The organism is Bradyrhizobium sp. AZCC 1693 (assembly GCF_036924745.1).
Lineage (GTDB): Bacteria > Pseudomonadota > Alphaproteobacteria > Rhizobiales > Xanthobacteraceae > Bradyrhizobium.
Window position 1 is genome coordinate 318,922 of the sequence record NZ_JAZHSD010000001.1, and the last position, 25,420, is coordinate 344,341.

A 25,420-nucleotide genomic window follows, 5' to 3' on the forward strand; every position below is an offset into this window, starting at 1 on the left:
CACACTTTGCTCACCCCTGCGCGCTAACGCAGAACCTATAAGTCCGAAGGAGCGGTCAAATGCTCGCTTCGGTGCACACTCCGGATTCAATTCAGATATTGTGCGCGCGTTGCAGGCTCTTTCGGGAGCATGGAAAGAGGATTAAGCTTCACTCGGTAAGCGCCAGAGACGTGCCGAAATCCTGTGATTGAGGGCGACGTCGGTGGCTTCAGCAGCAAGCATTGCGCATTCATTCAAAACCGGTTGCAGGCGCGATTTGTAGCGCGTTCGGACCGGCGTGGTTGATCTGCGCGCTTTGCAGGCGCAGGGGCAACAAACCGAAACTGGATAACGAGGAGGGACGGAGAGGCATCTGATCACTCAAGCTTACGGACGATCACTCGCAAGGCCTAAAGGAGACTCACGATGAACGCGAAATCGGGACGAACCTTGTTTGCCGCCGGCCTGATCAGTGCGGCGCTCGCAAGCGGCGCAATCGGCCAGCAAGACCAAAATCTCGGTAAGGTAACTTTCGCTACCTCCTGCGACCCCAAAGTGCAGGTCGAGTTTGACCGCGGTGTCGCCATGCTTCATTCGTACTGGTTCGTGATCGCCCGCCGGAAATTCGAAGAGATCCTGCAGCAGGATCCCACTTGCGCCATGGCGTATTGGGGCGTGGCGATGGACCTGCTCGGCAACACCCTTGCAACTACCCCGTCACGGGCGGACGCGCAGGCAGCTTGGGCCGCACTCGAGAAGGCGCGGGCTGCCGGGCCGAAGACCCAGCGCGAACGTGACTGGATCGAGGCGCTGAGCGCCTATTTTCGTGACCACGATAAGGTCGATGTAAATGCCCGACTGGCAGCCTACAATACCGCGATGGCGCAGATGGCGCAAAACTATCCTGACGACTACGAAGTCCAGGCCTTTTATGCGTTGACGCTTCAAGCCGCCGCACCGAAAAGCGACCTCACCTACGCCAATCAGGTCAAGTCCGCAGCGTTATTGGAGAAACTCTTCGAGCAGAATCCGCAGCATCCGGGCGTGACACACTACCTCATTCACGCCTACGACTTCGCGCCGCTTGCCGACAAGGGGATCGCTTCAGCGCGGCGTTATGCCAGCATTGCGCCGGCCGTGCCGCACGCGCGGCACATGCCATCGCATATCTATTCCATGGTCGGCCTGTGGGAGGAATCCATTGCCTCCAACGCGTCGTCGCTGGAGATCCAGCCGGACTACTATCATGCGTCGGATTTCATGGTTTATGCCCACCTGCAGCTCGCACAGGATACCAAGGCTGATGCCATGATCAAGAGGTCGCTCGCCACCGCCGATCGCGGCGATCGTCCTATCACCTTCGTTAATTTCACCGCCAAGTCCGCCATGCCCGCGCGTTATGTCCTGGAACGCGCAGATTGGGCTGGCGCCGCCGAGCTGCCTATGATTGCCACCCAATATCCGATGGCGGATTCGTTGATCCGCTTCACGCGCGGTCTGGGCATGGCCCGCACGGGTGATCTTGCAGGCGCCAAGGCAGAGATCGAAGCGATGAAGGCGTTGCGAACGACACTGCAGCGTGCCGACCAATCCTATTGGGCGGACCGGACCGAAGAGCAGATGCTGGCCGTTTCGGCCTGGATCGCACTGAAGGAAGGCGCGACCGATCAGGCGCTGCGGTTCATGCGAGCCGCGGCCGATGGCGAGGACGGCAGCGTCAAGCATGTCGCGATGGAGAATCGCCTCTATCCGTTCCGCGAATTGCTGGCCGAACTACTTCTGGAGACGGGGCAGCCTGCCGCCGCCCTGAACGAGTTCGAGACTGCACTCAAGCAGACGCCCAACCGCTTTCGCGCGTTTTGGGGAGCCGCCCGCGCTGCCGACAGCGCAGGCGACCGGCAGAAGGCCTCCGATTATTTTGGCAAGCTGGTGAACTTGGCCAGCAACGCCGATACGGAGCGGCAGGAAATCCGTGTGGCCCGGGCACATACGCGCCAAGACGACACGATAGGTTCTGCACGAAAATAATTCCTTGGCTGCCTGGCCCAGCGCCCGGCAGCCATCAGGTCGGGAAGCCACGATGATCCGCGCGGTCGCATTGGCAATCATGCTCGGCGTGCTGGTGAGCGGCGTGGCCGCCTACACCATAAGCTCGCCGGGCTGGCGGATCGCGACTGCACCGCCATTCGGTGTGGCCGTAAGGCGGGCTGAGCCGAGCGCCACCGCCGACGCCTGGCCGATCTGCACCACTATGAGGTCGGTTGCATTGGATGCCGACTGGGCGCAACTCGATCCCGATTTCAAGGCCGGCAAGAGGGCACTGCGCGCAGAGAATTGGAATGGCGCAATCGCAGCGTTCGAGCTCGCTGCGCTGCGCGACCCGACTAATGCCGATATCCAGAACTACATCGGCTATGCCTATCGGCGGCTGCGTCAGATGGGTCCGGCTATTGGCCATTATCAGAAGGCATTGATGCTGAACTCCCGCCACCGCAGCGCGCATGAGCATCTCGGTGAGGCTTATCTGGTGCTGGGGGAGCCGGCCAAGGCACAGCAATTGCTGATGGCGCTGGAAAATCTCTGCCTGCTTCCCTGCGAGGAATACGACGACCTCAAACGTGCCGTTACGGCGTACAAAACGCTGGTCGGGCAGTGAGGTCGATTCATCGGCCACCAGCGCCACGCCAGACCGCGGCGGCGCCATGCCCACCGTATCTCACTGACCATGGCGTTGCTAAACCCTCATGCTGGTGAGGAGCCGCGTGAGCGGCGTCTCGAACCATGAGGCTCCGATCTCGCCCGTGGCCATCCTTCGAGATGACCGCTTTGCTGTCTCCTCGGGATGAGGTCGGTGGTGCGGTTACGATGCCTATCCGTGGACTGATTTGCCCGACGGGCAAAGCCGCGCGTGTTTCGAACCGCAGACGCGCAAAAACACCGCAAAACCCGCTGCGCGCAAACACGAATTTCACCAGCCATTTCAACGTGATTTGGGTCGTCCAGATTGCGCATCGAAAATATTCCGCTTCCCATTCTCCGCAAATCAGCTTCCTTTACGCGCCATCCCGCCTCATCGAAGAGGGGCGTACGCGTCGTCACGATACGTGGAGTGCGGGTTGCGGTGGACGCGATGGCGTTGCGCGCGCGAGGCATTGCAGGGCGGTCTCGAGCTTGGTCTTGGGGCTGTGAGCGATCGATCCGCGCAGGACGAGCGACGTTGTTGCGTACGGCAAAAGCGTGTGGTTCTGGCACCCGTGGCTGGTGTCAAGCTGGTGGAGGCTGTTCGAATCCAACCGGGTTCGATCAGCCGTCAATCCGGCAGCGACGGAGGCAAGAGGAATTCGTCTCCGGGGAGAGCTCGGCATAAGCCGTAAAGCCATTGCGCAGGGAAGGCCGGATGCTCTCCGCTGGACCTGTATGCTCGTGTGCGCACTTCTTTGTGCACATTGCACACGAGACCGCGGGTGCAGCGCGCACCCGGTCTTCCCTGCGCCCTCTCACGAAGAGGGCCGAGCAACCAGGCATAACTCGGGCGCGTCGCGCCGCGAGAACACGCCGGCATATCCGGCTCTCACGACCTGATACGATTTCCGCTGATAATCATCCCGAGTTGAGTCTAGTCGCTACCGTCTCGCCCTGCGGAATATTTCGGCGCTTGCCAAGGGGGCGGCGACAGGCCAGAAAAAAACCTGGAAGAAGAAACGCCAACGGAGAACGATTTGACCATCAAGGGCAAAGCCTACATTGCCGGGATCTACGAGCATCCCACCCGGCACGCACCCGACAAATCAACCGCACAGTTGCATGCCGAGGTCGCCAAGGGGGCGATCGAGGATGCCGGGCTCACCAAAGCCGACATCGACGGCTATTTCTGCGCCGGCGACGCCCCCGGCGGCCTTTGGCCGATGGTCGATTATCTCGGCCTCAAGGTTCGCCATATGGATTCCACCGATACCGGCGGCTGTTCCTATTTGATCCACCTCGGCCACGCGGCAGAGGCGATCGCGGCCGGCAAATGCTCGATCGCGCTCATTACCCTGGCGGGCAAGCCGCGCACCGGCCCGATGCCGCCACGTGCGGCCGGCGCCGAAGCCGATTTCGAGGCGGCCTATGGCGCGACTACCCACAATGCCTACGGCATGTGTGCCATGCGTCATATGCACGACTATGGCACCACGAGCGAACAGCTCGCCTGGATCAAGGTCGCGGCTTCCCATCACGCGCAGTACAACCCGCACGCGATGCTTAAAGAGGTCGTCACCGTCGAGGACGTCATCAACTCGCCGATGATCTCGGACCCGCTGCACCGGATGGATTGCTGCGTCGTCACCGACGGCGGTGGCGCTGTCATCGTGACCACGCCGGAAATCGCGAAAAGCCTGAAGAAGCCGCTGGTGCGGCTGATCGGCCATGGCGAGGCGATGAAGGGCCCGCGCGGCGGCAAGGATCTCGATCTCACTTATTCCGCCGGCGTCTGGTCCGGCCCGCGCGCCTTCGAGGAAGCGGGCATTACCCCGAAAGATATCAAGTACGCCTCGATCTATGACAGCTTCACCATCACGGTTTTGATGCAGCTCGAAGACCTCGGCTTCTGCAAGAAGGGTGAGGGCGGCAAGTTCGTCGCCGACGGCAACTTGATTTCGGGCGTCGGCAAGCTGCCGTTCAACACCGATGGTGGCGGTCTCTGCAGCAACCATCCGGTCAACCGCGGCGGCATGACCAAGATCCTCGAGGCGGTCCGCCAATTGCGCGGCGAAGCCCATCCGAAGGTGCAGGTGCCGAATTGCGATCTCGCGATCGCCCACGGCACCGGCGGACTTCTCGGCGTGCGTCACGCCGCCTCAACCTGTATTCTGGAGCGCGTGTAATGGCTGATGTGAAAAAATATCCGACGCCGGTAACCAACCCCGAGACCGCGCAGTTCTGGGAAGCGGCCAAGGCCGGCAAGTTCATGATCAAGCGCTGCACCGCCTGCGGCGAGCCGCACTACTTCCCGCGCTCGATCTGCCCGTTCTGCTTCTCCGACAAGACGGTGTGGGAGGAAGCTTCCGGCGAGGCCACGATCTACACCTACAGCCTGATGCGCAAATCGCCGACCGGTCCTTACGCGATCGCCTATGTGACGCTCAAGGAAGGTCCGTCGCTGCAGACCAACATCGTCGATTGCGATCTTGAGAAGCTGAAGATCGGCCAGAAGGTGAAGGTGGTGTTCAAGCCAACCGATGGCGCCCCGCTGCCGTTCTTCACGGCGGCCTGAGCCTTTCCCTTCTCCCCTTGTGGGAGAAGGTGGCGCGAAGCACCGGATGAGGGGTTCTATCCGCGAGCGATGTGCTTGCGGAGCCAACCCCTCACCCAAGCGAGTTTGTGGCTAGCGCCGGTGATGCCCTCTCCCACAAGGGGAGAGGGCGCTGCAACGGGCGCCGGTCAAGAAGATTTCGGGAGAGGACGACGGCAATGCCGATCAACTACGAACAACTCATGGCCCTGAAAAATCTCGGCCAGAAATACGCCTATACCGACCGCGAGGTGATGCTTTACGCCTATGGCATCGGCATGGGCGCCGATCCGATGGATGAGAACGAACTCGCCTATGTCAACGAAGGCACCTTGACCCCGCGGCCCCTCAAGGTCGTGCCGACCTTCGCCTCGGTGGCGGCGTGGGGCTCAGGGCCCGGCGAGATGAATCTCAACCGCGTGATGGTGGTCGACGGCGAGCGCGACATCACCTTCCACAAGCCGCTGCCGAGTGCTGCCAAGATCACGGCCGACTCGACCGTGCTGGATGTTTTCGACAAGGGCAAGGACAAGGGCGCGGTGATCCGTCACCAGACCGTGCTGAAGGACGAGAGCGGCGACAAGCTCGCTACGCTGGTGGCTTCGCGTTTTGCGCGCGGCGACGGCGGCTTCGGCGGGCCTTCCGAAGGCCAGCCGGAGCCGCACAAGGTGCCGAGCCGCGCTCCCGACCAGATCGTCGACATCACGACGCGGCCGGATCAGGCGCTGGTCTACCGCCTCTGCGGCGACCGCAACCCGCTGCACTCTGATCCCGAGTTTGCCAAGAAGGCGGGCTTCCCGCGGCCGATCCTGCACGGCATGTGCACCTATGGGATCACCTGCCGCGGCGTGCTGCAGACCTACGCCGACTACGATCCGTCCGCCTTCAAACAGCACGTCGCGCGCTTTTCCTCGCCGGTCTTCCCCGGCGAGACCGTGACGATGGAATTGTGGAAGGACGGCAACGTGATTTCGTTCGAAGCCAAGGTGAAGTCGAGGGGCGTCACCGTGATCAAGAGCGGCAAGACGGTGCTGGGGTGATGTCACAGAACGCGCTTGAGTTTTGTCGTCATGGCCGGGCTTGACCCGGCCATCCACGTCTTTCTCTCGGTTACAGGAAAGACGTGGATGCCCGGCACAAGGCCGGGCATGACGGCGGAAATGCAAGAAGACTAGACGGGAGAACACACCATGGGACTACTCGACGGCAAGGTCGCGATCATCACCGGTGCGGGCGGCGGGCTCGGTGAGGCCTACGCAAAGCTGTTCGCGCGCGAGGGCGCGGCGGTCGTGGTCAACGACCTCGGCGGTCCCCGCGACGGCTCCGGCGCCGATGTTTCGATGGCGCAGAAGGTGGTCAATTCGATCAAGGAAGAGGGCGGCCGGGCGGTCGCCAATGGTTCCGACATCTCGACCATCGCAGGCGGGCAGTCGGTGTTCGAGGACGCTATCAAGAATTTCGGCCGCGCCGATATTTTGGTGAACAATGCCGGCATCCTGCTCGACGAAACTTTTGCAAAAGCAAAGGAAGCCAACTGGGACAGGGTGATCAGGGTGCATCTCAAGGGCACGTTCTGCTGCACCCAGCCGGTGTTCAAATGGATGCGCGAAAACGGCGGCGGCGTCATCGTCAACACGTCGTCGACCTCGGGCCTGATCGGCAATTTCGGTCAGACCAATTACGGCGCCGCCAAGGGCGGTATCTGGGGACTGTCGAATGTGCTGGCCATTGAAGGCCGCAAGTACAACATCCGGATCTGGACGCTGGCCCCGGGTGCGCTGACCCGCATGACCGCAGACCTGCCACGATATAAGGAGAACCCCGGCGCGGCGCTGGGCCCGGACGGCATCGCGCCGGCCGTGCTATACATGGTCAGCGACTTGTCGGGCGACCAGACCGGCAAGGTGCTCGGCGTTTCCGGCCCGCGCGGCGTGCGGGAGATGCGGATGATGGAAATGGAAGGCTGGACGCCGCCGTTTACGGGGTGGAAGGCTGAGGATATCGTTACCCACGCCAAAGAGATCTTCTTCTCCGAGGAGGATATCAAGAAGTCGGCGCGGCGATTCAAGTAGATGTCGTTCCGGGGCGATGCGATAGCATCGAACCCCAATGCGCAGTTGCGCATTGTGGAATTCCGGGTTCGCTTCGCGCCCCGGAATGACGGACAATAGGATAGAGGCACGAATGACAAAGCTCACCGCCCAGGCCGCCGGCACCTTCGCCATCGCGCCGACACCGTTCCACGACGACGGCCGCATCGACGAGAAATCGATCGACCGGCTGACCGACTTCTACGCCGAGGTCGGCTGCGACGGCGTCACCGTGCTCGGTATTCTGGGCGAGGCGCCGAAGCTCGACGCAGCCGAGGCGGAGCAGGTGGCGGTTCGCTTCGTCAAGCGCGCCAAGAACATGCAGATCATCGTCGGCGTTTCGGCGCCGGGTTTTGCCTCGATGCGCTCGCTGGCGAAAGCCTCGATGGACGCCGGCGCCGCGGGCGTGATGATCGCGCCGCCGCCGCATTTGCGCACCGACGACCAGATCACCGGCTATTTCAAGCAGGCGCAGGAAGCGATCGGCGACGACATTCCATGGGTGCTGCAGGACTATCCGCTGACGCTCAACGTCATCTTCACGCCGGCCGTGATCCGCAAGATCGTGATGGACTCGCCGTCCTGTGTGATGCTCAAGCACGAGGACTGGCCGGGCCTGGAGAAGATCTCCACGCTGCGCGGCTATCAGAAAGACGGCTCGCTGCGCCCGCTTTCAATTCTCGTCGGCAATGGCGGGCTGTTCCTCGATTTCGAAATGGAGCGCGGCGCGGACGGCGCCATGACGGGTTATGCGTTCCCGGAACTCCTGATCGACGTCATCAAACTGTCGAAGGCCGGCAAGCGCGACGCCGCGCACGATCTGTTCGACGCGCATCTGCCGCTGATCCGTTACGAGCAGCAGCCCGGCGCGGGTCTTGCGGTGCGCAAATACGTGCTGCAGAAGCGCGGCATCATCTCTTCCAGCGCGCAGCGCAAGCCCGGTGCGACGATTACGGCAACCGCAAAGGCCGAGGTCGAGTATCTGTTGTCGCGGGTGGCGCGCGTCGACCGCCGCGCCAATCTGCAACCGCAATCCAGCGCGGCGGGCTAGTCCAATGGCCGAAGCCGTCGCCCCGCGTCCCGCATCCACCATCCTGCTGCTGCGCGACAGCGCCGAGCTTAGGGAAATCGAGGTCTTCATGATGGTCCGCCATTATGAGATCGACTTCAATTCCGGCGCGCTGGTGTTTCCCGGCGGCAGCGTCGACAAGGGCGACAAGGAGATCATCGCGACGCCTGAACTCTATTCGGGCGGCGAAGGACTCGACGAGGCGACCTTGAGCTTCCGCATCGCTGCAATCCGCGAAACCTTTGAGGAAAGCGGAATCCTGCTGGCGCGGCCGAAGGGCTCGAAGGCGCTGGTCGACGCCAAGCGTGCCAGCGAAATCGAGGCGGCGCATCGCGCCGATCTCTGCGACAGCAAGATCAGCTTCCTCAATGTGCTGACCGATAACGGCATGGTGCTGGCGCTCGACGAACTCGTTCCCTACGCGCACTGGATCACGCCCGAGGGCATGCCCAAGCGCTTCGACACCTGGTTCTTCCTCGCCGCCGCGCCACCGGAACAGGTCGGCGCCCATGACGGCAAGGAATCCACCGATTCGATCTGGGTGTCGCCACGCGAGGCCCTGGAGGGCGGTGAGAGCGGGCGCTTCAAGCTGCCGTTCCCAACCACGCGCAACCTGATCAAGCTCGGCAAGCAGGCCAGCGTGAAGGCGGCGCTCGACGACTCCAGAGGCAAATCCGTCGTCACCGTGACGCCTGTCATGACCAGGAATAACGGCGGCCGCCAGCTCCGCATTCCCCTCGAAGCCGGTTACGACGGCGAGGTGTTCGAGGTCGGCTCGGTCGGTTGACGCGTCCGTCGCGCCTGAAGGCCCGGCTGCGGCGAAAGTTGCATCCACACTTCGGCGCATAACGAAGTATCGAGGGGCGTCCGGATGTAATGTCCGTCCCGGCATTGATCGAGACCGGGAAACACGGACATGGGCGAGAGACATCACCAGCCCGCCGGCATGGCGACCGAACTGGCGCTGCTGCTCGCGCTCGCGACGCTCTGGGGCGCGTCCTACACCTTCATCCGGATCGGCGTCGCGACCATCCCGCCGATCACCCTGATCGCGTGCCGCACGCTGATTGCCGGAGTGCTGCTGCTGGGCATCATGCGCTGGCGCGGCGTGAGAATGCCCGTCGATGCCACGACCTGGCGACGCTTCCTGTTCCAGGCCTGCCTCAACAGCGTCATCCCGTGGACCATGGTCGCTTGGGGATCGCGGACGCTGGATGCGGGCGTGGCGACCATCCTCAACTCCACCGCGCCGATATTCACGTTTTTCCTGACGCTCGCCGTCACGCGCCATGAGGCGGTGACGTCGCGGAAGTTGCTCGGCGTCGTCGCCGGGATGGCCGGCATCTGCCTGATCGTCGGGGTGCAGGCGCTGTCCGGCTTCGGCGAGGAACTGACGGCCCAGATCGCGATGGTGGTTGCCGCTATCTGCTACGCAGGCGCCGCCATCCTCGGCCGGGGTTTTAGGGATCTCGATCCGATGGTGCCCGCGGCGGGGTCGTTGCTGTGCGGCGCGGCGCTGCTGATTCCCGTGAGCCTGGTGCTGGAGCGGCCGTGGACGCTGCAGCCGTCAGCCAGTTCGATGCTGGCGCTGGCAGCGCTCGCGGTGTTCTCCACAGCGCTTGCCCTCGTGATCTATTTCCGCCTGATCCGGACCCTGGGATCGGTCGGTACCACGGCGCAGGCCTATTTGCGCGTGCCGATCGGCGTCGCGGTAGGCGTGGTTTTCCTCGGAGAGCAGTTGAGTTCGACCGCCTGGATCGGGCTCGCCTGTGTCGTCATCGGTGTCGCCGCGATGACGATCCCGGCGCGAAGGGCGCTCGAAGGGGCCGCGTAAACGCGCTTCGCCCTGATCGTCAGGAGGACCCTGCGCTTGCCCGGCGGTACCCCAATCGTGGGATAGCGGCAGCCGGCGCGAGGCCAGAACCGGCTTTCGGCCGGCTTAACCGTCGTTCCCGGCATGTTCCCAACGGCCCGAAATCCATCGTATATACTACGCCCGACTGGAGCCCGGCCCGACCAACATGACCGCCGAAACGCCGCCGAATTCGCTGCCGCCGCGATCGTTTTCGCTTTCGATCGGCCAACTGACATTCGGCAGTTTCATGCTGGTGCTGGCGGTGATCATCATCACCTCGACCGCCAGCGTCATCGCCATCCGCCACATCGATTCGACCTTTGCCGAGCTGCAGCGGCTGCAGAGCGTCGGCGACCTTGCCGAGGACATCGACCGCCGCATGAACGAATTGCGGCTCGCCGCGCGGGATTTCGTCACCGACCCCGGCACGCAGTCGGTCCAGGTCGGCGAAGCCGCAGCCTCGCTCGGCGAGATCCTGAAGAAGACGCGGCTGGAGCTCGCGCCCGAGCAGCAGGACATGATCGACGGCGTCACTGAGCGCCTGTCGACCTATCGCAGCGGCATCGAGCGGATTTCCGCGCTGATCAACCGCCGCGCCGAAATGATCGTCGCGTTGCCGCCCTTGCGCGAAAAATTCGATGCTGCGATCGCCGAAGCGTCCGATCCCCAAATGGCGATGGCCCTGTTGCAGACCCAGAGCCGCATCGCCTCGGCGCTGCTGGCGCATAATCCCTCGGCTGCAGAACAAGCCGCGGAAAGCATGCGCTCCATGACGATCGCTGATCCGAAGCTGCGCGCGGTAGTCGACGATTATGCGCTGGCGATCGTCAACATATCGGTCCGGGAAGGGCAGATATCCGACATAGACAGGGAGGTGCTCGGCGCGGAGGGCCGCCTGATCCAGCGCGTGACGGAATTGTTGCGTGACGTCAGCGAGCGGCGGGGCCGTGTCCTCTCCCGCGATTTTGCGCGGACGCTCGCCGAAGCGAAGTGGCAGAGCATCGTGCTTGGCACCGCCGGCGTCTTGATCGGGCTTTTCGCCTCGTTGCTGGTGGTTCGCCGTACCGTGCGTCCGCTTGCCGCGATCGCAAACTCGATCCGCGCGGTGGCCGGCGGTGAAAAGAGCGCCTCGATCCCTGCGACGGATGTCGACAACGAGATCGGCGACATTGCCCGGGCTGCCGAAGTGTTCCGGCAAACGCTGGTCGACGCCGACGCGGCGCGCGAGGCGGCGGTGCGTGCGCTCGCCGAACAGCGGCTTGCCGAGGAAAGTTACCGCAAGCTGTTCGAGTCCTCGGTCGACGGAATCTACGTCACGACGCCCGGCGGCGCGCTGCTGAACGCCAACCCGGCGCTGGCGCGGATGATGGGCTATGCCACGCCGCAGGACCTGATCAACGGCATCGGCGACATCGCGGATACGGTCTATGTCCATCCCGAGGCGCGGGCGGAATACGAGCGGCTGATGCAGCGCGACGGCATGGTCCGTGAGTACGAGTACCAGGTTCGCACGCGCAGCGGCTCGGTGCTGTGGCTCTCCGACAGCGCCAGCGCCGTGCACAACGAGGCCGGCGTCATCGTCCGCTACGAGGGAACGGTGCGCGACATTACCGACCAGAAGCGCGCCGAGGATGCGATCGCCGAAGGCCGCCGCCTGCTGCAAATGGTGATCGACACCGTGCCTGCGGTCATCAACGTCAAGGACAAGGAGCTCCGCTACGTCCTGATGAACCGCTATATGGCCGGCATTTTCGGGGTCGAGCCGGGGGATGCGATCGGCCGCACCACGGCAGATCTGATGTCGCGCTACGGCGCCGAAAAGACCGACGAGCCCGACAAGCGGGTGCTGGCGGCCGGCAAGGAACTCGGCTTCTACGAGGAGGAATACAAGGATGCGTCCGGCCATATGCGGCAGTGGCTGGTCAACAAGCTACCGATCCTCGATACGGCCGGCGAGATCGAGAACATCGTGACTGTTGCGCTCGACATCGGCGAGCGCAAGCGCGTCGAATCCGAGATGCGCAAGGCCAAGGATTCGGCGGAGGGGGCGCTGCGGAACTTGCGCGAGACGCAGAATTCGCTGATCGAAGCTGAAAAGCTCGCCGCCCTGGGACGGCTGGTGGCGGGCGTGGCCCACGAGGTCAACAACCCCGTCGGCATCAGCCTGACGGTTGCCTCCGCGCTGGAGCGCAAGACGTCGAACTTTGCGGCCGAGGTCGCCCGTGGCGAACTGCGGCGCTCCAGCCTGAACGATTTTCTCGAGACCAGCCGCGATGCCTCGTCGCAGCTGGTCGCCAACCTCAACCGCGCCGCCGAGCTGATCCAGTCGTTCAAGCAGGTTGCCGCCGACCGCAACTATTCGGACCAGCGCTCGTTCGACCTCGGCGATCTCACCGAGCAGGTGGTGATGAGCCTGCGGCCCGGCCTGCGCAAACACAATCTGACGCTCAATGTCGAGTGCCAGCCCAACCTGATGATGAACAGCTATCCTGGGCCGTACGGGCAGGTGCTCACCAACCTGTTCCTCAATTCGGTGGCGCATGCGTTCCCGGACGGCAAGCCCGGCACGGTCGATATCCAGGTGCGGGAGTCCGGCAAGGACAATGTCGAGATCATCTTTTCCGATAACGGCATCGGCATGAGCCTCGACGTCCGCCGCCGCGCGTTCGATCCGTTTTTCACCACGCGGCGCGACCAGGGCGGCACCGGACTTGGCCTGCACATCGTCTACAGCATCGTGACGACGCGACTCGGCGGCCGGCTCGATCTCGATTCACAGCCGGGCGGCGGCACGCGCATCCAGATGATCCTGCCGCGCACCGCGCCGCTAGAGCAAGCGGCGGAGTAGGGAACCGCTAGTCGATATCCGCCAGCTTGTGCAGCGTGGCGCCGAAGATCTGGCTGGCTTTGCCGACGAGCGCGGTTCCGTTCATGCTGCCGCGGGTGTCGGTGAAAGTTCCGGATACGCCGATGCCGACCGGATTGGGGCCGCCGAACAGCGGGTTGTCGTTGTCGCGCGGGGTGGTGTGGCGCTGCACCAGGACCTCGCCTTTGAAGGTATCGCCCTTCACCGTGTAGCTGCCGGTATAAAACAGATAGGCGTCGCCGCCAAGGATCTGGCCGTCCCGGAACAAAATGACGCCGCTGCCCTTGCCGATGCGCCCATCCAGCAAGGTGACGTGGATCGAATAGAGCCCGTTCTTCATGACGTCCCAGATGCCCGCCACCGCGCCCACGGAAGCCGGTCAAGGAGTTATGCCAAAGCGTGGCCGGCACCGTCAACGCGTCAGGTTGACTGCCAGTTCCCGCGCAGGAAGCACACCTTGCGCGCACCACTCCGACGTGAAGCGAGGATGACGGTGAACGACTCAACTTGGCCCGCGAAATGCATAGCTCGATTTGGCACCGGCCGGCGGGTGCTGGAGCAAGAGAAACAGGTGACCAACTGGATCAATTCCGGCGGCCACGTGCCGCACCCATACGCAGAGAATAGCAATCGTGAAACCATGGGCCGTCATCGCGCGGGCCGCTGGAACAAGCCGTTGATGATCGGCGCGATGTTGCTGATGTTGCCGCTGGCTTCCGATCCCGGCGTGGCCCGCGATCCGGACGGCCGTTATGCCAACTCGCCGCTGAAGCAGTGGTTCGACAGCCTGAAGAGCGGCAAGGGGCCGTGCTGTTCCGACGCGGACGGCAGCGCCGTCAGCGACGTGGATTGGGAATCGAAAAGCGGGCACTACCGTGTTCGCATCGATGGCGAGTGGTTCGACGTGCCTGACGACGCGGTCATCACAGAACCCAATCGCGTCGGGCGAACCATGGTCTGGCCGATGCGCGGCTATCAGGGATTGAGCATCCGCTGCTTCATGCCGGGCAGCATGACCTAGCGCGCGACCGTCATACTCCGCGAAAGCGGAGTATCCAGTGCGCCGAGGCTTTTCAGTTCTGTCTGAGGTCTCTGGAATACTGGATCACCCGCTGGAGCCTGTCATCGGCGGCGCTGCGCGCCGACCCGGTGGCGGGTGATGAGGGTCCGGAAGCGTTTGCGCGTCACGCGTATTTTTTGTCGCGCTCGAGCAGCTCGATCGAAATGCCCTGCGGCCCGCGGATGAAGCAGATGCGCACGCCGGGCCGGATGGTGGTCGGCTCCTTTGTGAACTCGACGCCCTTGGCTCTGATCTCGGCGGCGACCGCGTCGATGTCTTTCACGGTCAGGCCGAAATGGTCGAGACCCTGATAGGGCGTCACCGGCGGAGTGTTGACGCCGTCGCCGGCGGTGACGGGCGCGATGAACACATTGGCGCCGCCGAGTTTGACGTCGATGCGCCCGGGGCCGCGGATGATCTCGCCGCCCAAAACGTCTTCCAGCCATGCGGCGGTCGCCTCGGGATCGGGACTGCGCAAATGGACATGGTCCCAGATAACGTTCGGCATCTTCGGTCTTCCCATTATTGTTGTTGCGGCGCTCAAGGCCGGTTGCGGCGCGGCCAATGTAGCGGCAGGTCATCCGCAATTCCATCCCGGTCGCGCCGCCGCCGCAATATTGTCGAGGTGGCATGAAACCTTTTCTGCCCTGGGTGATTGTTGACGGCCGGCGGGATCCGTACAGCGGCGGTCGTGACAGAAGCCGTACGGGAAACGCCCGTAGGGCTTTTTTCGTGAGCGGCACGGCGATCGCCGACGCTGCCGGGTGAGGACGCGGCTATGAGAATCGCCGGGTGGTCGTTCGGAAAGGCCGAAGCACGGCTCGTCGTGCTACCAGCCATCGCCATCGCTGGCTGCGCCATATGGTTGATGCTCCCGCAAGCAAGCGATGCCGAGGGTCATTCCACCGCGACGGCGACTGAAGTCACCCGCGTCACGCAGGATGCATCCCGCACGGACGACACGGCCGGGACCCAGGCGACCTTGTCGAGCCCGGCGTCGACCGATGCCAACACGGCGGCCGCGCCTCTCGACGTCGCGCCGCCGGAAACGGTGGAGCCCGCCAGGTCGCCGCTCGATGGCTTGAAAATTATCTCGCAGTCGTGGCGAAGGGGCGGGCTCGGCTCGAAAGCGCTGGTGACGTTCACGCTTCGCAACACCAACGACTACGCGGTGAAGGATATCGAGATCGCCTGTACCTTCATCCGCCGGGACGGCAGCCATCTGACCGACCGCAGGCGCGTCATTCCCGATACTGTGAATATGAAGAGCCGGAAGCGGTATGCGGGCATGCTGGTCGGGTTCGTCAACGTCAACGCAAATAAGGCGAAATGTTCACTGGTGACAGCCAGCCGAATTTAACCCTGCGCGGTCAAACGCGCGTTCCCGCACCCGAAAATGTGATCGCCGCCTTTGAACCTTGCCGGCGGGGTAGGAACTAACTGGTGTACCGCCCGTTAGGCGATTGAGCCGCGCAATGCTCGCGCGGGGGGAGCGAGACAATGCCTGTAGCGCGTTATTTCCTGTTTGTCGGCGGAGTGCTGCTCGCGCTGTTGTTGGCGATCGATGCGATCGTCCCACAGCAGGCCGTCGTGGCCAGCCAGGCCGCTCCTTCGGTCAACAAGACCATCGTGCGCATTCGCTCCGACCAGAAGCTGCCGGAGCGGGTGGTCTACGACACCAGCCTTCCGACGATCGTTCCGCCGACCGTGACGGCCCAGGCCGTTGCGCCGCCGGTGCCTGCCGTGGCCTCGGCCGATGCCACCGCCCAGGCCCGCGTGCGGGAGACGTTTGCCCAGTTCGTGCCGGGGGAGGCGAAGAAGCCCGAGCCGCAGGTTCAGCGCAAGCGCAAGGTCGCCAAACGCCAGGCGCCGCCGATGCAGTTCGCGCAGCCGCCGCAAATGCGGGTGGCGCAGCAGTCGCATTTCGGCTTCTTCGGCGGTCCGAGCTGGAACAACACCTGGTAGGGTGCGCCGCCTGATTTAGCGCGGCAGCTTCGGAATCTTGTCCGCAAAACCGTTGTAGCAGGTCAACCGCTCGTCTTCCTCCTTGAGGAAGCGGCAGTCATTGACGCCCTTCGCTGCCGGCGCTTTCGGCTTGGGCTGCGGCGCATAAACGGCGTCGTAGCAATTCAGCCGTTCCTTGGTCGCATCGTCAATGTCCTGGCAGGCCTGCAACTTCTGGGCGACCGACAACGGTTTTTCATTTTCCTTCTTGCCCGCCGCTGACTTCTTCGACCCAACCACAACCAGCGGTTTGTCCCCGATGGTCGGAGGATTTGTGGGGGCGGTCCCCTGAGCCAGCGCCGCCGCCGGATACAGGATCGCCAGCGTCAGGATGATCTTTCTCATGTCGAAATGTCCGAATAGCCGTAAGCCGAACGAGCGCGCCTGGAGAGATCCGAACTCCCGAACCTCGGAATCGAAAACCCGCCGCGCGCCTGCATTCTCTAGCACCATCCCCAAGCGTCTGTCTAACCCGTTGATTTAATGGCCATTCAATTGAGCCTGCGACCGCTCGGAGGGTGTCGGTCGGACCGTGCTTAACGTCCGGTTGCCCCGGAGCACTTCCGGCTTGTGATCGGCACACCCCATCGCCAACATTGTGGACTAGTGGGCACTCCTTCGGAGGCCGCGTGGGCCGTGCCGGAGCATTTCGCTGGCCCGCAGAGGGAGAGCACCATGTCCGATCCGCAGCGCCGGGAGTTTCTGGCCGCCACAGGCATTGCTTCGCTGGCAGCGCTGGGCGGGACCCAGCCGGCCGCCGGCGGCGACCCGAGCTTCATGAACAATGTTCCGGACCCAACGCTCGCGGGTAAGGATCTGCCGACCTTCAAATTCGCGCTGGAGAAGTCGGACGGCAAGGTCATCGGCAACAGTTACGGCAAGGAGGCGACGGTTACGCAACTGCCGATTTCCAAGGGGATCGCCGGCGTCTCGATGCGGCTTGAGCCCGGCGCGATGCGCGAGCTGCACTGGCACGCCACCGCGGCCGAATGGGCGTTCGTTCTTGCGGGCCGCGTCCGCACCACCGTCGTCGACCCAAGCGGCCTCGCCGAGACCAACGATTTCGACCCCGGCGACGTCTGGTACTTCCCGCGCGGCCACGGCCACATGCTGCAATGTCTCGGCGACAAGCCCTGTCACTTCATCCTGATCTTCGACAACGGCTACTTTTCCGAATTCGGCACCTTCAGTATCACCGACTGGGTCGGGCATACGCCGCCGGCGCTGCTGGCGAAGAATTTCGGCCTGCCCGAAGCAGCGTTCGCAACATTTCCGAAGGAGGAAGTGTATTTTGCGCGCGGCAAACCGCCGCCTCCCGAGCCCCCGGTGCCGCTGCAGGGCTGGAAGCTGCCGCCGGAGACCCACAAATACCGCCTGCTGGCGCAGCAGCCGCATGCGACCTATCGGGGCGGTCGCGAGTGGCGCGTCGATTCCAGCCGCTTCCCGATTGCGAAGACGATCACGGGCGTCGTGCTCGATCTCGATCCCGGTGCGCTACGGACGCTGCATTGGCATCCGAACGCCGACGAATGGCAATACGTCGTCGAGGGCGAGGTGAGCGTCACCCTGTTCGGCTCGCACGGCCGCTACCGGATCGAGCGATTGCAGAAGGGCGACGTCGGCTACATCCCGCAAGGTTATGGCCACTCGATCGAGAATGTCGGCAGCGGACCTGCGCGCATCCTGATTGGATTTAACGCGGGGATCTACGAAACCATTGATCTCTCGCAATGGATTGCAGCAAATCCCAGGGACGTACTCGCCACGAATTTCGGCCAGCCGCCGGAAGTGTTTGAAAAATTTCCGGACCGCGACGTGTTCATCGCCGGCAAGGAGGGCGGCCGTTAGGGAAGGGCCGCCAGGCGTGAATCAAAACGTCGTCGCGGCACCATCGTGCCTGGGTGAGGGCAGATCTAGCGCAGGCGATAGGCGTCAAATGCGTGGGCCAGGAATACGCCGATGCTGACGAAGACGAGGAACGCCGTCACGACCTCGGTCATAGCCTTCCTCCCTGTAATACGATCCCGGAAAGGGCACGCCTGAGAAATCCGCGGTAGATGAGGTTCAGGACCGATACCAACATGATCTAACCCCGTCATTTGTTGAGCCAACAACGTAGGGGGCATTTGTTTCCAGAGGACTTCGCGGCGAATCGAAATGGTTTCGTTGCGCCGCCTGCGGATCACGGAATCGCGACGGAACCGGAACAATCGATTGCCATCGTCCGCCCTTTTCTCGCCATCCTAGTTCAGGAGACCTGCTGTGGCGGCTTCTAAGGCCACATTCCCAAAGGTCCTGCGTGATCGTCCGAGATTTGCTGCAAAACGAGACTTCCCGCCGCGCGTTGCTGCGCGGGATTGTGTCTTCCGCCAGCGTGCTTGCGCTCGGCGGATGCGCCAGCCTGGGCGCGACCGGCGCGCGTTACGATGCGTCGTCGCTTGCCGCCGAACCGACACTGCTCGTCACAACCACGCGCAAGCCGGTGAACGGCGGGCGGACGAAACCCTGGTTCGGGCCGGAACGCGCCACAAGGATGACCGTCGCCCGGGCGAAGCTGGTGCCGCCTGACGAGAGTCGCTTCTCGCTCGCCGCAGCCGGTCTTGGCGATTGGCGTCTTGATGGGGTCGAGCCGGTGTCGGGAGAGGTCAGCGATCTTCTCGCGCAGGGCGGCGGGGGAGACGTCCTGATCTACGTGCACGGTTTCAAACAGACATTCGAGACGGCCGCGCTCGATGCAGCACACCTCGCCGACGGCATCAAATTTCGCGGCCAGACGATGGTGTTCTCCTGGCCGTCCAAGGCTGGACTGTTCGACTACGCCTACGACCGCGACAGCGCGATGTGGTCGCGCGACGGCTTCGAGCGCGTGCTCCAAGCCGCCGTCACGACTCCCGGCGTCGGCCGTGTTCACATCGTCGCACACAGCATGGGCACCATGCTGACGCTCGAAAGCCTGCGCCAGCTTTATGCGCGAAACGGCGACAGCGTTACCGACAGGATCGGGGCCGTGGTGTTCGCCGCACCTGATATCGACATGGACGTATTCTCGTCGGCGGTCACCCGGATCGGTCCGCTCGGCCGCAAGATCACCGTCGTTGCCGCGACGAACGACCGCGCGCTGGCGCTGTCGGGACGGTTAGCCGGCGGAATGACGCGGGTCGGCGCCGCCGAGAAGGCCGCCATCGAGCAGCTCGGGGTCCGCGTCATCGATGCGTCCGACGCAGGCTGGGGCGTCATCAACCATGATTTGTTCCTGTCCAATGCGGAGGTGCGGCGGGTGATCCGCCGTTCGATCGACACCTCAGCCGCGTAAAGCGAGAAGCTGGTTTCGGCGCATTAGCGAGCCGTTAACCAGCCGCGCAGCGCCATGGAGCCGGCCGAGCATTTTAAGGGTTTTGCGGCACGATCAAGGAGATTGGATCCGTGTGGTTGCCGCATGAACAATATTGCAAAGTTATTTCGGATTGATGCCGAGAATCACGAATTGATGGGCGCGCAACTCGCGGCGTTTTCGCGGCAGATCCCATTGCTCTATTTCATCCTCAGCGTGAATTCGATTGCGTTGGCGTTTACCCATCTTGGCATCGCGCCCTCAAGCCTGACCGTTGCGTTTCCCGGCTTTCTGGTCGGGGCTTGCGCGATCCGTTGCCTGATCTGGCTGCGGCGCCGTGACAGCGTGGTCGAGCCGAAGGCCGCGGCCCGCACCCTGCGGGCGACGGTGTTGCTGGGCGGCGCACTGGGATTTGCGTTCCTGGCGTGGGCGCTCAGTCTGTTTCCGTATGGCGACACGTCGCGCCACGGCCATATCCTGTTCTTCGTCGGCATCACGGTCGTGAGCTGCATCTTCTGCCTGATGCATGTGCGCCCGGCGGCGCTGATCCTGACCGGCACGGTGATCGCGCCGTTCGTGATTTTTCTGCTTGCGAGCGGTGACGTGGTTCATGTCGCCATCGGATTGAACCTGTTCCTGGTCACGGTCGCGATGATCTACATCCTGATCATATGTTCCGGGCAGTTCGCCGCCATGGTCAATGGTCAGATAGAGACCAGGCGTCTCAGCAACGAGAACTTCCGTCTCGCCAATGTCGACAGCCTGACGGATCTGCCAAACCGGCGCCAGTTCTTCCACCGGCTGTCGGTCCTCGCAGAACGAGCGAAAGCGGAAAGCCACAGATTCGTCGTCGGCGTGCTTGATCTCGACGGCTTCAAGGCGGTCAACGATCTCTACGGACACGGGGTCGGCGACCGGGTGCTGAAGGAAACCGGCCAGCGCCTGCTGGAGCTTTCCGATGACACGCAATTCATCGCGCGTCTCGGCGGCGACGAGTTCGGAATCATCGTCGATGCGGGCCTCGATCCCGAGGCCGTTCTTGCGGTCGGCTCAAAAGTCAGCTCCGTCTTCGACGCGCCGTTTTCCGTCGCCGGCATCGTCGCCAAGATCGGCGGCTCGGTGGGGTTTGCACTTGCACCGGATGCCGGCACGACGGCCGAACTGCTCTACGAGCGCGCCGACTACGCGCTCTACCACGCCAAGGCGAGATGCCGTGGCCAGCCGGTGATCTTCTCCAGCGAGCACGAAGTCGAAATCCGCAAGCTAAGCACCATTGAACACACGTTGCGAAGGATCGATCTCGACGCAGAACTGTCGTTGCACTATCAGCCGATCGTCAATGTCGGGACGGGGCGGCTGGTCGGCTTCGAAGCGCTCGCGCGATGGCATAATCCCGAGTTCGGCGATGTCGCTCCTGACGTTTTCATTTCGGTCGCGGAGCGCACCGAACTGATCGGGACGATCACGCTGGTCCTGTTGCGCAAGGCGTTGGCCGCGGCCGGCGCCTGGCCGGAGGATATCTTCCTGTCCTTCAATTTGTCGATGCGCGACCTGATCTCGCAAGTCACCATCCTGCAGACCGTGGCCCTCATCGAAAGCAGCGGCATCGATCCTCGCCGCATCATTATCGAGGTCACCGAAACGGCGCTGATGCAGGATTACGAGCGGGTGCAGGAGTCGCTCAGGATTCTGCGATCGATGGGATTGAAGGTAGCGCTGGACGATTTCGGGTCGGGGCAGTCCAGCCTGAGCTATGTCCATCAATTGTCGCTGGACAAGATCAAGATCGACCGGGGCTTCATTCGCAATATCGCGACGCAAGAGAACGCCCGCAACATCGTCAAGACGGTGATCGACCTGTGCCGCAACCTGAAATTCGACTGCGTGGTCGAAGGTGTGGAAACGGCAGAGCAGGTGGAGATCATCGGCCGTCTCGGTTGCTCGACGATGCAGGGATATTTTTTCGCGAAGCCGATGCCGCAAAGCGAGGTCGAGAGCTTCATCGCCGACTATCGCATATCAGATCATCCGCGACTGGCCGCTGCGGCCGGGTGAGATTCGATCGACACCTGATGTCGCAGCGCCGTTGCCGTTAAGTGCAATGGGCTGGCACCGCAACATGATGGCGACAACCTGTCATCGATCGCGCGGCCATCGCAATGTCACCACGCCGTCACCCTTAATGTCGCCAAATTGACGGAACATTTATTTGTGGCTGGCACGAAGGTGCCCGATCTCGCCTCGAACTGCTCAACGCTCGAACTGCTCAACGTCCGCAACGCCGACCGGTTGTCGGCGCGCGACGCTTTGCGAGTCGATCGGGGAGATACGGGTGATGCCGGGCGCTTGCCGGCGATCCGAATTAATCAGTTGTTACAAGGGAATGAGAATCATGCGTCAAGCAACATCGAAGGCCGTGGCAGGTTCGAGCACGAACCGCCGACAGGTACTGTCACTCGCGGCGGGCATAGCCTTGCTCGCGGGCGTCACCACGGCTCACGCGCAGAGCACGGGTATCGCCGCCTGTGACGACTTCCTGACCAAATACGATGCCTGCATCGTCTCCAAGGTCCCCGAGGCGCAGCGCGCGATGTACAAGACGCAGATCGACCAGACGCGCAAGGCGTGGGTCGACATGGCCAAGAATCCGTCGGCGAAGGCGACCATGGAATCGACCTGCAAGCAGACCCTGGATGCGACGAAGGCCTCGCTCACGGCGTATGGCTGCTCGTTCTGATCGGCGTGCGCCGCTGGAAAGGAGTGGCGCCGAGTAGGCGCCATTCCTTGGCGGCGAGCGGGGGGAGCGGCCGACGATGCCGGCGAGGCGCTCTTCCGGAACTTTGGCCGAAACGACGTGTGCACCGCCGGCGCACGATTCACGATCATGCGGCGCGTCTTCAAGGCGCGGTCCGCAAACTTCTCTTTATGCCGATTAACCACTTGTTAACCATAACGCCCCAGCATTGCCCCTCTATAGAGTCGCCACGGGCGTTAGTCCGAAGGCGCGATTGATCGTTCATCTTGGGGGCGGGCTGAGGCTCGCGGGGCTCCAAGGAGTAACGTCATGTCGTCACCTGGCGTACGGCACCAGGCAAGTCTGCTTTCCGAATTCGTCCCGGCGATTTTCGGCGCGCTTGGTTTGGGTGTCCCGATTGCGGTTGCGATCATCTGGATTTGTTCCTGATCGGCATGCCCGCTTGTTTTTTGACGGCGCTCGGCTGTGAGGGGCGTGGTGGGCTGCGACCGATGAAAAGGCCGCGGTCTCCTTGTCGGACCGCATCTCAGACAGCGGCTGCGATCAGTCCGACCCTCATATCCCTGGCGAGATACACGCATGCGTCGTCGGCAAACACGCTGCCATTCGCGACGCCAACAGCCAGCTTGCCACGCCTTACGAGGCGCATGTTGACCTCGTAGCGCACCCGCCTGACGTCTGGCGTTATATGCCCCCGGAACTTGACCTCGCCGACGCCGACGGCGCGGCCCTTGCCCGGTGAGCCCGACCAGCCAAGCCAATAGCCGACGATCTGCCACATGGCGTCCAGACCCAGACATCCCGGCATCACGGGATCGCCGGGAAAGTGACAGTCAAAAAACCAGAGGCTAGGCGTGATATCCAGCTCGCCAATGATATGGCCCTTGCCGAATTCGCCACCGTCCAGGCTGATCTCGGTGATACGGTCCATCATCAGCATGGGCGGAGCGGGCAGCTGGGCATTACCCGGGCCGAAATAGCCGCCTTGGCTCGATCTGAGCAGTTCTTCCTTTGTGTAGGACGATTGCGGCGCGTGAAAGTCGCGAGGGTTGGGCAAGGAGTTCTCCTTCGGCGTTGGCTGGCGGTAACTCGGCGTCAGGCGACTTTGTCGCGACCGTTTTTTTCGATGCTGGAACTCGCAGTCAGGCGCAGGGCTCCGGCCATGAAGGCCCAAATCTCATCCGTGAGTTTTTCCGGATCGGGTCGTTGTTCGCTCATCAGGGCACCGATAAGCGCCTGGCGAATTCCGCCGCTCATCAGCGCAATGGTGAGATGTGGATCGATGTGATCGGGAACGAAGCCGTCACGCTGCGCCGCCTCGATCATGCGTGCGCCGCCGGCGAGTTGTTTGTTGGTGAAAGCTCGCTCGACATCGACGACTTCGGGCGCGCGGCTCAAGGCGCCGATGACAAGCGGCGCGAAGGGGTGGTCGTAGTGGAAGGCGATATAGGAGGCTATGCGCCGCCTTTCTCGGTTTGCCCAGCTTTCCGAGCGCCGGCACGTGTCGTTGAAAACCTCTCCATCGAGGCGGCTGTAGAACGCTTCGACAACAGCGGCGATCAGGCCTGCCTTCGATCCAAAGTGGTGATAGGCGAGCCCGACCGAAACCTGCGCGCGCTTGGCCACGGCCTGCATTTCCAGATGCCCATGGCATTGAATGAGCTCCGCTTGGGCCGCCCGGACCAATCTTTCTGGTGTCGCGATCGTTGGGGTCATCTGGAATACACTGAATTGAATTCAATTCAATGTCCTTCTCAGCCGGAATGCAAGTCAAAAGTTTCCCAGGAGACTGTGACGTATTCCGGTGATGCGCACTCTTCGGCAATCTCGGCGTGGCTCTAGCGGGAATGATTTGTCCGCGCTCGCGCCTTAACCTGCGCCGTCATGGGGGCGCCGCGGGAAGTGGCTTAGATCGTATGCATCATCGCAGGCGAGGCAATCATGACAGCCGATCTGTGGGCATTAGTTGCGGCCATACTGCTGGCCGTCGTTCAGCTTACCCTGTCCAGTGTGCTGACACTCCGTCAGCTCGGAGGTAGTTGGGTCGCAGGACCTCGTGACGAGCCGCGCGAGGTTACAGGTATGAGCGGACGCTTTGTTCGGGCGCACCGGAATCTGCTCGAGATATTTCCACAGTTCCTCGCCGCACTGTTCCTGGTGCATGCAGCTCATGCCGCTGGATCACTGTCGATAATTGGAGCCTGGTTGTTCGTCATCGCCCGGCTGCTTTATGTTCCCGCCTACGCCTTTGGCCCTGTGGGGCTACGGCCAATCTGTTGGCTCGCTGCACAGGCTGGGATTTTCATGATCGTGGCCGACTTGTTTGTTTGAACCGATAATGCCCTAGTTCGCCGCCGCGCGGCGCTTGCTCCGGCCTGCGACGTCGGGATAGCCGTGCAGCATCACCTTGTCGGCCTGCACGCCCCAGCTTTCCAGCCGATCCAGAAAGCTCATGCCGAGCAGGTTGGTCTTCATCTGCCCGCGCGGCACCACCAGCGCCGGCACCGATTTCTCGACGAGGCCGCCGACCGCGAGGCGATCGAGCGTCAGCCGCGCCGCCTTGGTGTGGCCGCCGGCGGTTTCGACGTCGACATTGTATTCGAGCATTTCGATCGGCAGGCCGATCGCCTTCGCGGTCTCCCAGGTCAGCACCACCGACGTCGCGCCGGTGTCGATCACCATCGGCGCCTTGACGCCGTTGATCTTGGCATGCAGCGCGAATTCGCCGGCCTTGCCGCGCGCGATCTGCACGGCGGGCGCCGGCTCCAGGCTGCGTTGCCGCAGCATTTTCGTGACCGAGTTGCTGGCGCGCGCGATCTGGTCCGGATCGCCATAGGCGACGACGGCGCCGGCGGTGGCGGCGAGCATCGCCAGAACGAGCATGACGCGGATCACAGCGCGCCTCCGCCAATTCGCGCGGTGATCAGCCGCGTTCGGTGCGCGGCGTCATCTGAACGAGGCCGGCGTCCGCCATGCGGGCCGCAAGCCCTTCCATGACGGCCAATCGCTCCGCCGTCTCCATGCGGTGCCAGCGCGCGATCTCCGGCAGCGTTCGTCCACAGCCGAAGCAGAGTTTGGTTTTGGGGTCCATCATACAGACTGCGATACACGGCGTTTCTTTGCTCATTTATCGATA

At 62.9% G+C, this 25,420-nt stretch carries 25 protein-coding genes; 18 read left to right on the plus strand and 7 right to left on the minus strand.

Annotation, left to right across the window (positions count from 1 at the left end):
• Positions 1–405: 405 nt before the first annotated feature.
• The 10 genes from V1293_RS01600 to V1293_RS01645 all read left to right on the plus strand — a co-directional run bounded on the left by V1293_RS01600 (position 406) and on the right by V1293_RS01645 (position 13,116).
• Positions 406–2,007 (plus strand): hypothetical protein, encoded by a 1,602-nt coding sequence (locus V1293_RS01600; protein ID WP_334506085.1) that lies wholly within the window; start codon positions 406–408, stop codon positions 2,005–2,007.
• A gap of 52 nt (positions 2,008–2,059) precedes the next feature.
• On the plus strand, positions 2,060–2,635 hold the full coding sequence (locus V1293_RS01605; protein WP_334506087.1) for a hypothetical protein: 576 nt from the start codon (positions 2,060–2,062) through the stop codon (positions 2,633–2,635).
• Positions 2,636–3,698: 1,063 nt separating this feature from the next.
• Positions 3,699–4,847 carry a thiolase domain-containing protein gene (locus V1293_RS01610; RefSeq protein ID WP_334506089.1) on the plus strand — a complete coding sequence of 383 codons (1,149 nt, stop codon included), beginning with the start codon at positions 3,699–3,701 and terminating at the stop codon, positions 4,845–4,847.
• A complete protein-coding gene (locus V1293_RS01615) occupies positions 4,847–5,236 on the plus strand; it encodes a Zn-ribbon domain-containing OB-fold protein (RefSeq protein WP_334506091.1) in 390 nt (129 codons plus the stop codon). The genes V1293_RS01610 and V1293_RS01615 overlap by 1 nt, the downstream gene beginning before the upstream one ends.
• Positions 5,237–5,433: 197 nt before the next feature.
• Positions 5,434–6,294, plus strand: coding sequence for a MaoC/PaaZ C-terminal domain-containing protein (locus V1293_RS01620; protein WP_334506093.1), 861 nt, complete (start codon positions 5,434–5,436; stop codon positions 6,292–6,294).
• Between the two features lie 150 nt (positions 6,295–6,444).
• Positions 6,445–7,326, plus strand: coding sequence for an SDR family oxidoreductase (locus V1293_RS01625; protein ID WP_334506095.1), 882 nt, complete (start codon positions 6,445–6,447; stop codon positions 7,324–7,326).
• 112 nt (positions 7,327–7,438) lie between these two features.
• Positions 7,439–8,395 carry a dihydrodipicolinate synthase family protein gene (locus tag V1293_RS01630; RefSeq protein ID WP_334506097.1) on the plus strand — a complete coding sequence of 319 codons (957 nt, stop codon included), beginning with the start codon at positions 7,439–7,441 and terminating at the stop codon, positions 8,393–8,395.
• A 4-nt stretch (positions 8,396–8,399) separates the two neighbouring features.
• Positions 8,400–9,200, plus strand: a complete 801-nt coding sequence (locus V1293_RS01635; protein ID WP_334506099.1) for an NUDIX hydrolase — start codon at positions 8,400–8,402, stop codon at positions 9,198–9,200.
• 129 nt (positions 9,201–9,329) lie between these two features.
• The gene (locus V1293_RS01640; RefSeq protein ID WP_334506101.1) at positions 9,330–10,247 is read left to right on the plus strand and encodes a DMT family transporter; all 918 of its coding nucleotides are present in this window, start codon (positions 9,330–9,332) and stop codon (positions 10,245–10,247) included.
• A 187-nt stretch (positions 10,248–10,434) separates the two neighbouring features.
• On the plus strand, positions 10,435–13,116 hold the full coding sequence (locus V1293_RS01645; protein WP_334506103.1) for a PAS domain S-box protein: 2,682 nt from the start codon (positions 10,435–10,437) through the stop codon (positions 13,114–13,116).
• A gap of 7 nt (positions 13,117–13,123) precedes the next feature.
• Here the strand turns inward: V1293_RS01645 and V1293_RS01650 are convergent, their stop codons facing one another.
• On the minus strand, positions 13,124–13,474 hold the full coding sequence (locus tag V1293_RS01650; protein WP_334516586.1) for a GrlR family regulatory protein: 351 nt from the start codon (positions 13,472–13,474) through the stop codon (positions 13,124–13,126).
• Between the two features lie 231 nt (positions 13,475–13,705).
• On the opposite strand from V1293_RS01650, the gene V1293_RS01655 reads away from it, so the two are divergent.
• On the plus strand, positions 13,706–14,155 hold the full coding sequence (locus V1293_RS01655; RefSeq protein WP_334506105.1) for a hypothetical protein: 450 nt from the start codon (positions 13,706–13,708) through the stop codon (positions 14,153–14,155).
• A 163-nt stretch (positions 14,156–14,318) separates the two neighbouring features.
• Here the strand turns inward: V1293_RS01655 and V1293_RS01660 are convergent, their stop codons facing one another.
• Positions 14,319–14,702 (minus strand): VOC family protein, encoded by a 384-nt coding sequence (locus V1293_RS01660; protein ID WP_334506108.1) that lies wholly within the window; start codon positions 14,700–14,702, stop codon positions 14,319–14,321.
• 270 nt (positions 14,703–14,972) lie between these two features.
• On the opposite strand from V1293_RS01660, the gene V1293_RS01665 reads away from it, so the two are divergent.
• Both V1293_RS01665 and V1293_RS01670 read left to right on the plus strand, forming a co-directional pair.
• A complete protein-coding gene (locus V1293_RS01665) occupies positions 14,973–15,554 on the plus strand; it encodes a hypothetical protein (protein WP_334506110.1) in 582 nt (193 codons plus the stop codon).
• 140 nt (positions 15,555–15,694) lie between these two features.
• Positions 15,695–16,159 (plus strand): hypothetical protein, encoded by a 465-nt coding sequence (locus V1293_RS01670; RefSeq protein ID WP_334506112.1) that lies wholly within the window; start codon positions 15,695–15,697, stop codon positions 16,157–16,159.
• A gap of 15 nt (positions 16,160–16,174) precedes the next feature.
• On the opposite strand, the gene V1293_RS01675 is transcribed toward V1293_RS01670, so the two are convergent.
• Positions 16,175–16,543: a hypothetical protein gene (locus V1293_RS01675; RefSeq protein ID WP_334506114.1), complete on the minus strand. Its 369-nt coding sequence runs from the start codon at positions 16,541–16,543 to the stop codon at positions 16,175–16,177.
• 330 nt (positions 16,544–16,873) lie between these two features.
• On the opposite strand from V1293_RS01675, the gene V1293_RS01680 reads away from it, so the two are divergent.
• The 4 genes from V1293_RS01680 (at position 16,874) to V1293_RS01695 (ending at position 22,266) form a co-directional block, all read left to right on the plus strand.
• Positions 16,874–18,046 (plus strand): cupin domain-containing protein, encoded by a 1,173-nt coding sequence (locus V1293_RS01680; protein ID WP_334506116.1) that lies wholly within the window; start codon positions 16,874–16,876, stop codon positions 18,044–18,046.
• 451 nt (positions 18,047–18,497) lie between these two features.
• Positions 18,498–19,511, plus strand: coding sequence for an alpha/beta hydrolase (locus tag V1293_RS01685; protein WP_334506118.1), 1,014 nt, complete (start codon positions 18,498–18,500; stop codon positions 19,509–19,511).
• A 123-nt stretch (positions 19,512–19,634) separates the two neighbouring features.
• Entirely contained in the window at positions 19,635–21,584 is a 1,950-nt protein-coding gene (locus V1293_RS01690; RefSeq protein ID WP_334506120.1) for a putative bifunctional diguanylate cyclase/phosphodiesterase, read from the plus strand.
• Between the two features lie 337 nt (positions 21,585–21,921).
• Positions 21,922–22,266, plus strand: a complete 345-nt coding sequence (locus V1293_RS01695; protein ID WP_334506122.1) for a hypothetical protein — start codon at positions 21,922–21,924, stop codon at positions 22,264–22,266.
• 544 nt (positions 22,267–22,810) lie between these two features.
• Here V1293_RS01695 and fabA read toward each other — a convergent pair.
• The gene (fabA, locus tag V1293_RS01700) at positions 22,811–23,341 is read right to left on the minus strand and encodes a bifunctional 3-hydroxydecanoyl-ACP dehydratase/trans-2-decenoyl-ACP isomerase (protein ID WP_334506124.1); all 531 of its coding nucleotides are present in this window, start codon (positions 23,339–23,341) and stop codon (positions 22,811–22,813) included.
• Between the two features lie 38 nt (positions 23,342–23,379).
• Positions 23,380–24,000, minus strand: a complete 621-nt coding sequence (locus V1293_RS01705; protein ID WP_334506126.1) for a TetR/AcrR family transcriptional regulator — start codon at positions 23,998–24,000, stop codon at positions 23,380–23,382.
• A 225-nt stretch (positions 24,001–24,225) separates the two neighbouring features.
• On the opposite strand from V1293_RS01705, the gene V1293_RS01710 reads away from it, so the two are divergent.
• A complete protein-coding gene (locus V1293_RS01710) occupies positions 24,226–24,615 on the plus strand; it encodes an MAPEG family protein (RefSeq protein ID WP_334506128.1) in 390 nt (129 codons plus the stop codon).
• A gap of 12 nt (positions 24,616–24,627) precedes the next feature.
• Here V1293_RS01710 and V1293_RS01715 read toward each other — a convergent pair whose 3' ends face one another.
• Entirely contained in the window at positions 24,628–25,179 is a 552-nt protein-coding gene (locus V1293_RS01715) for a TIGR02281 family clan AA aspartic protease (protein WP_334506130.1), read from the minus strand.
• 28 nt (positions 25,180–25,207) lie between these two features.
• The gene (locus V1293_RS01720) at positions 25,208–25,411 is read right to left on the minus strand and encodes a DUF1289 domain-containing protein (RefSeq protein ID WP_334506132.1); all 204 of its coding nucleotides are present in this window, start codon (positions 25,409–25,411) and stop codon (positions 25,208–25,210) included.
• Positions 25,412–25,420 lie beyond the last annotated feature (9 nt).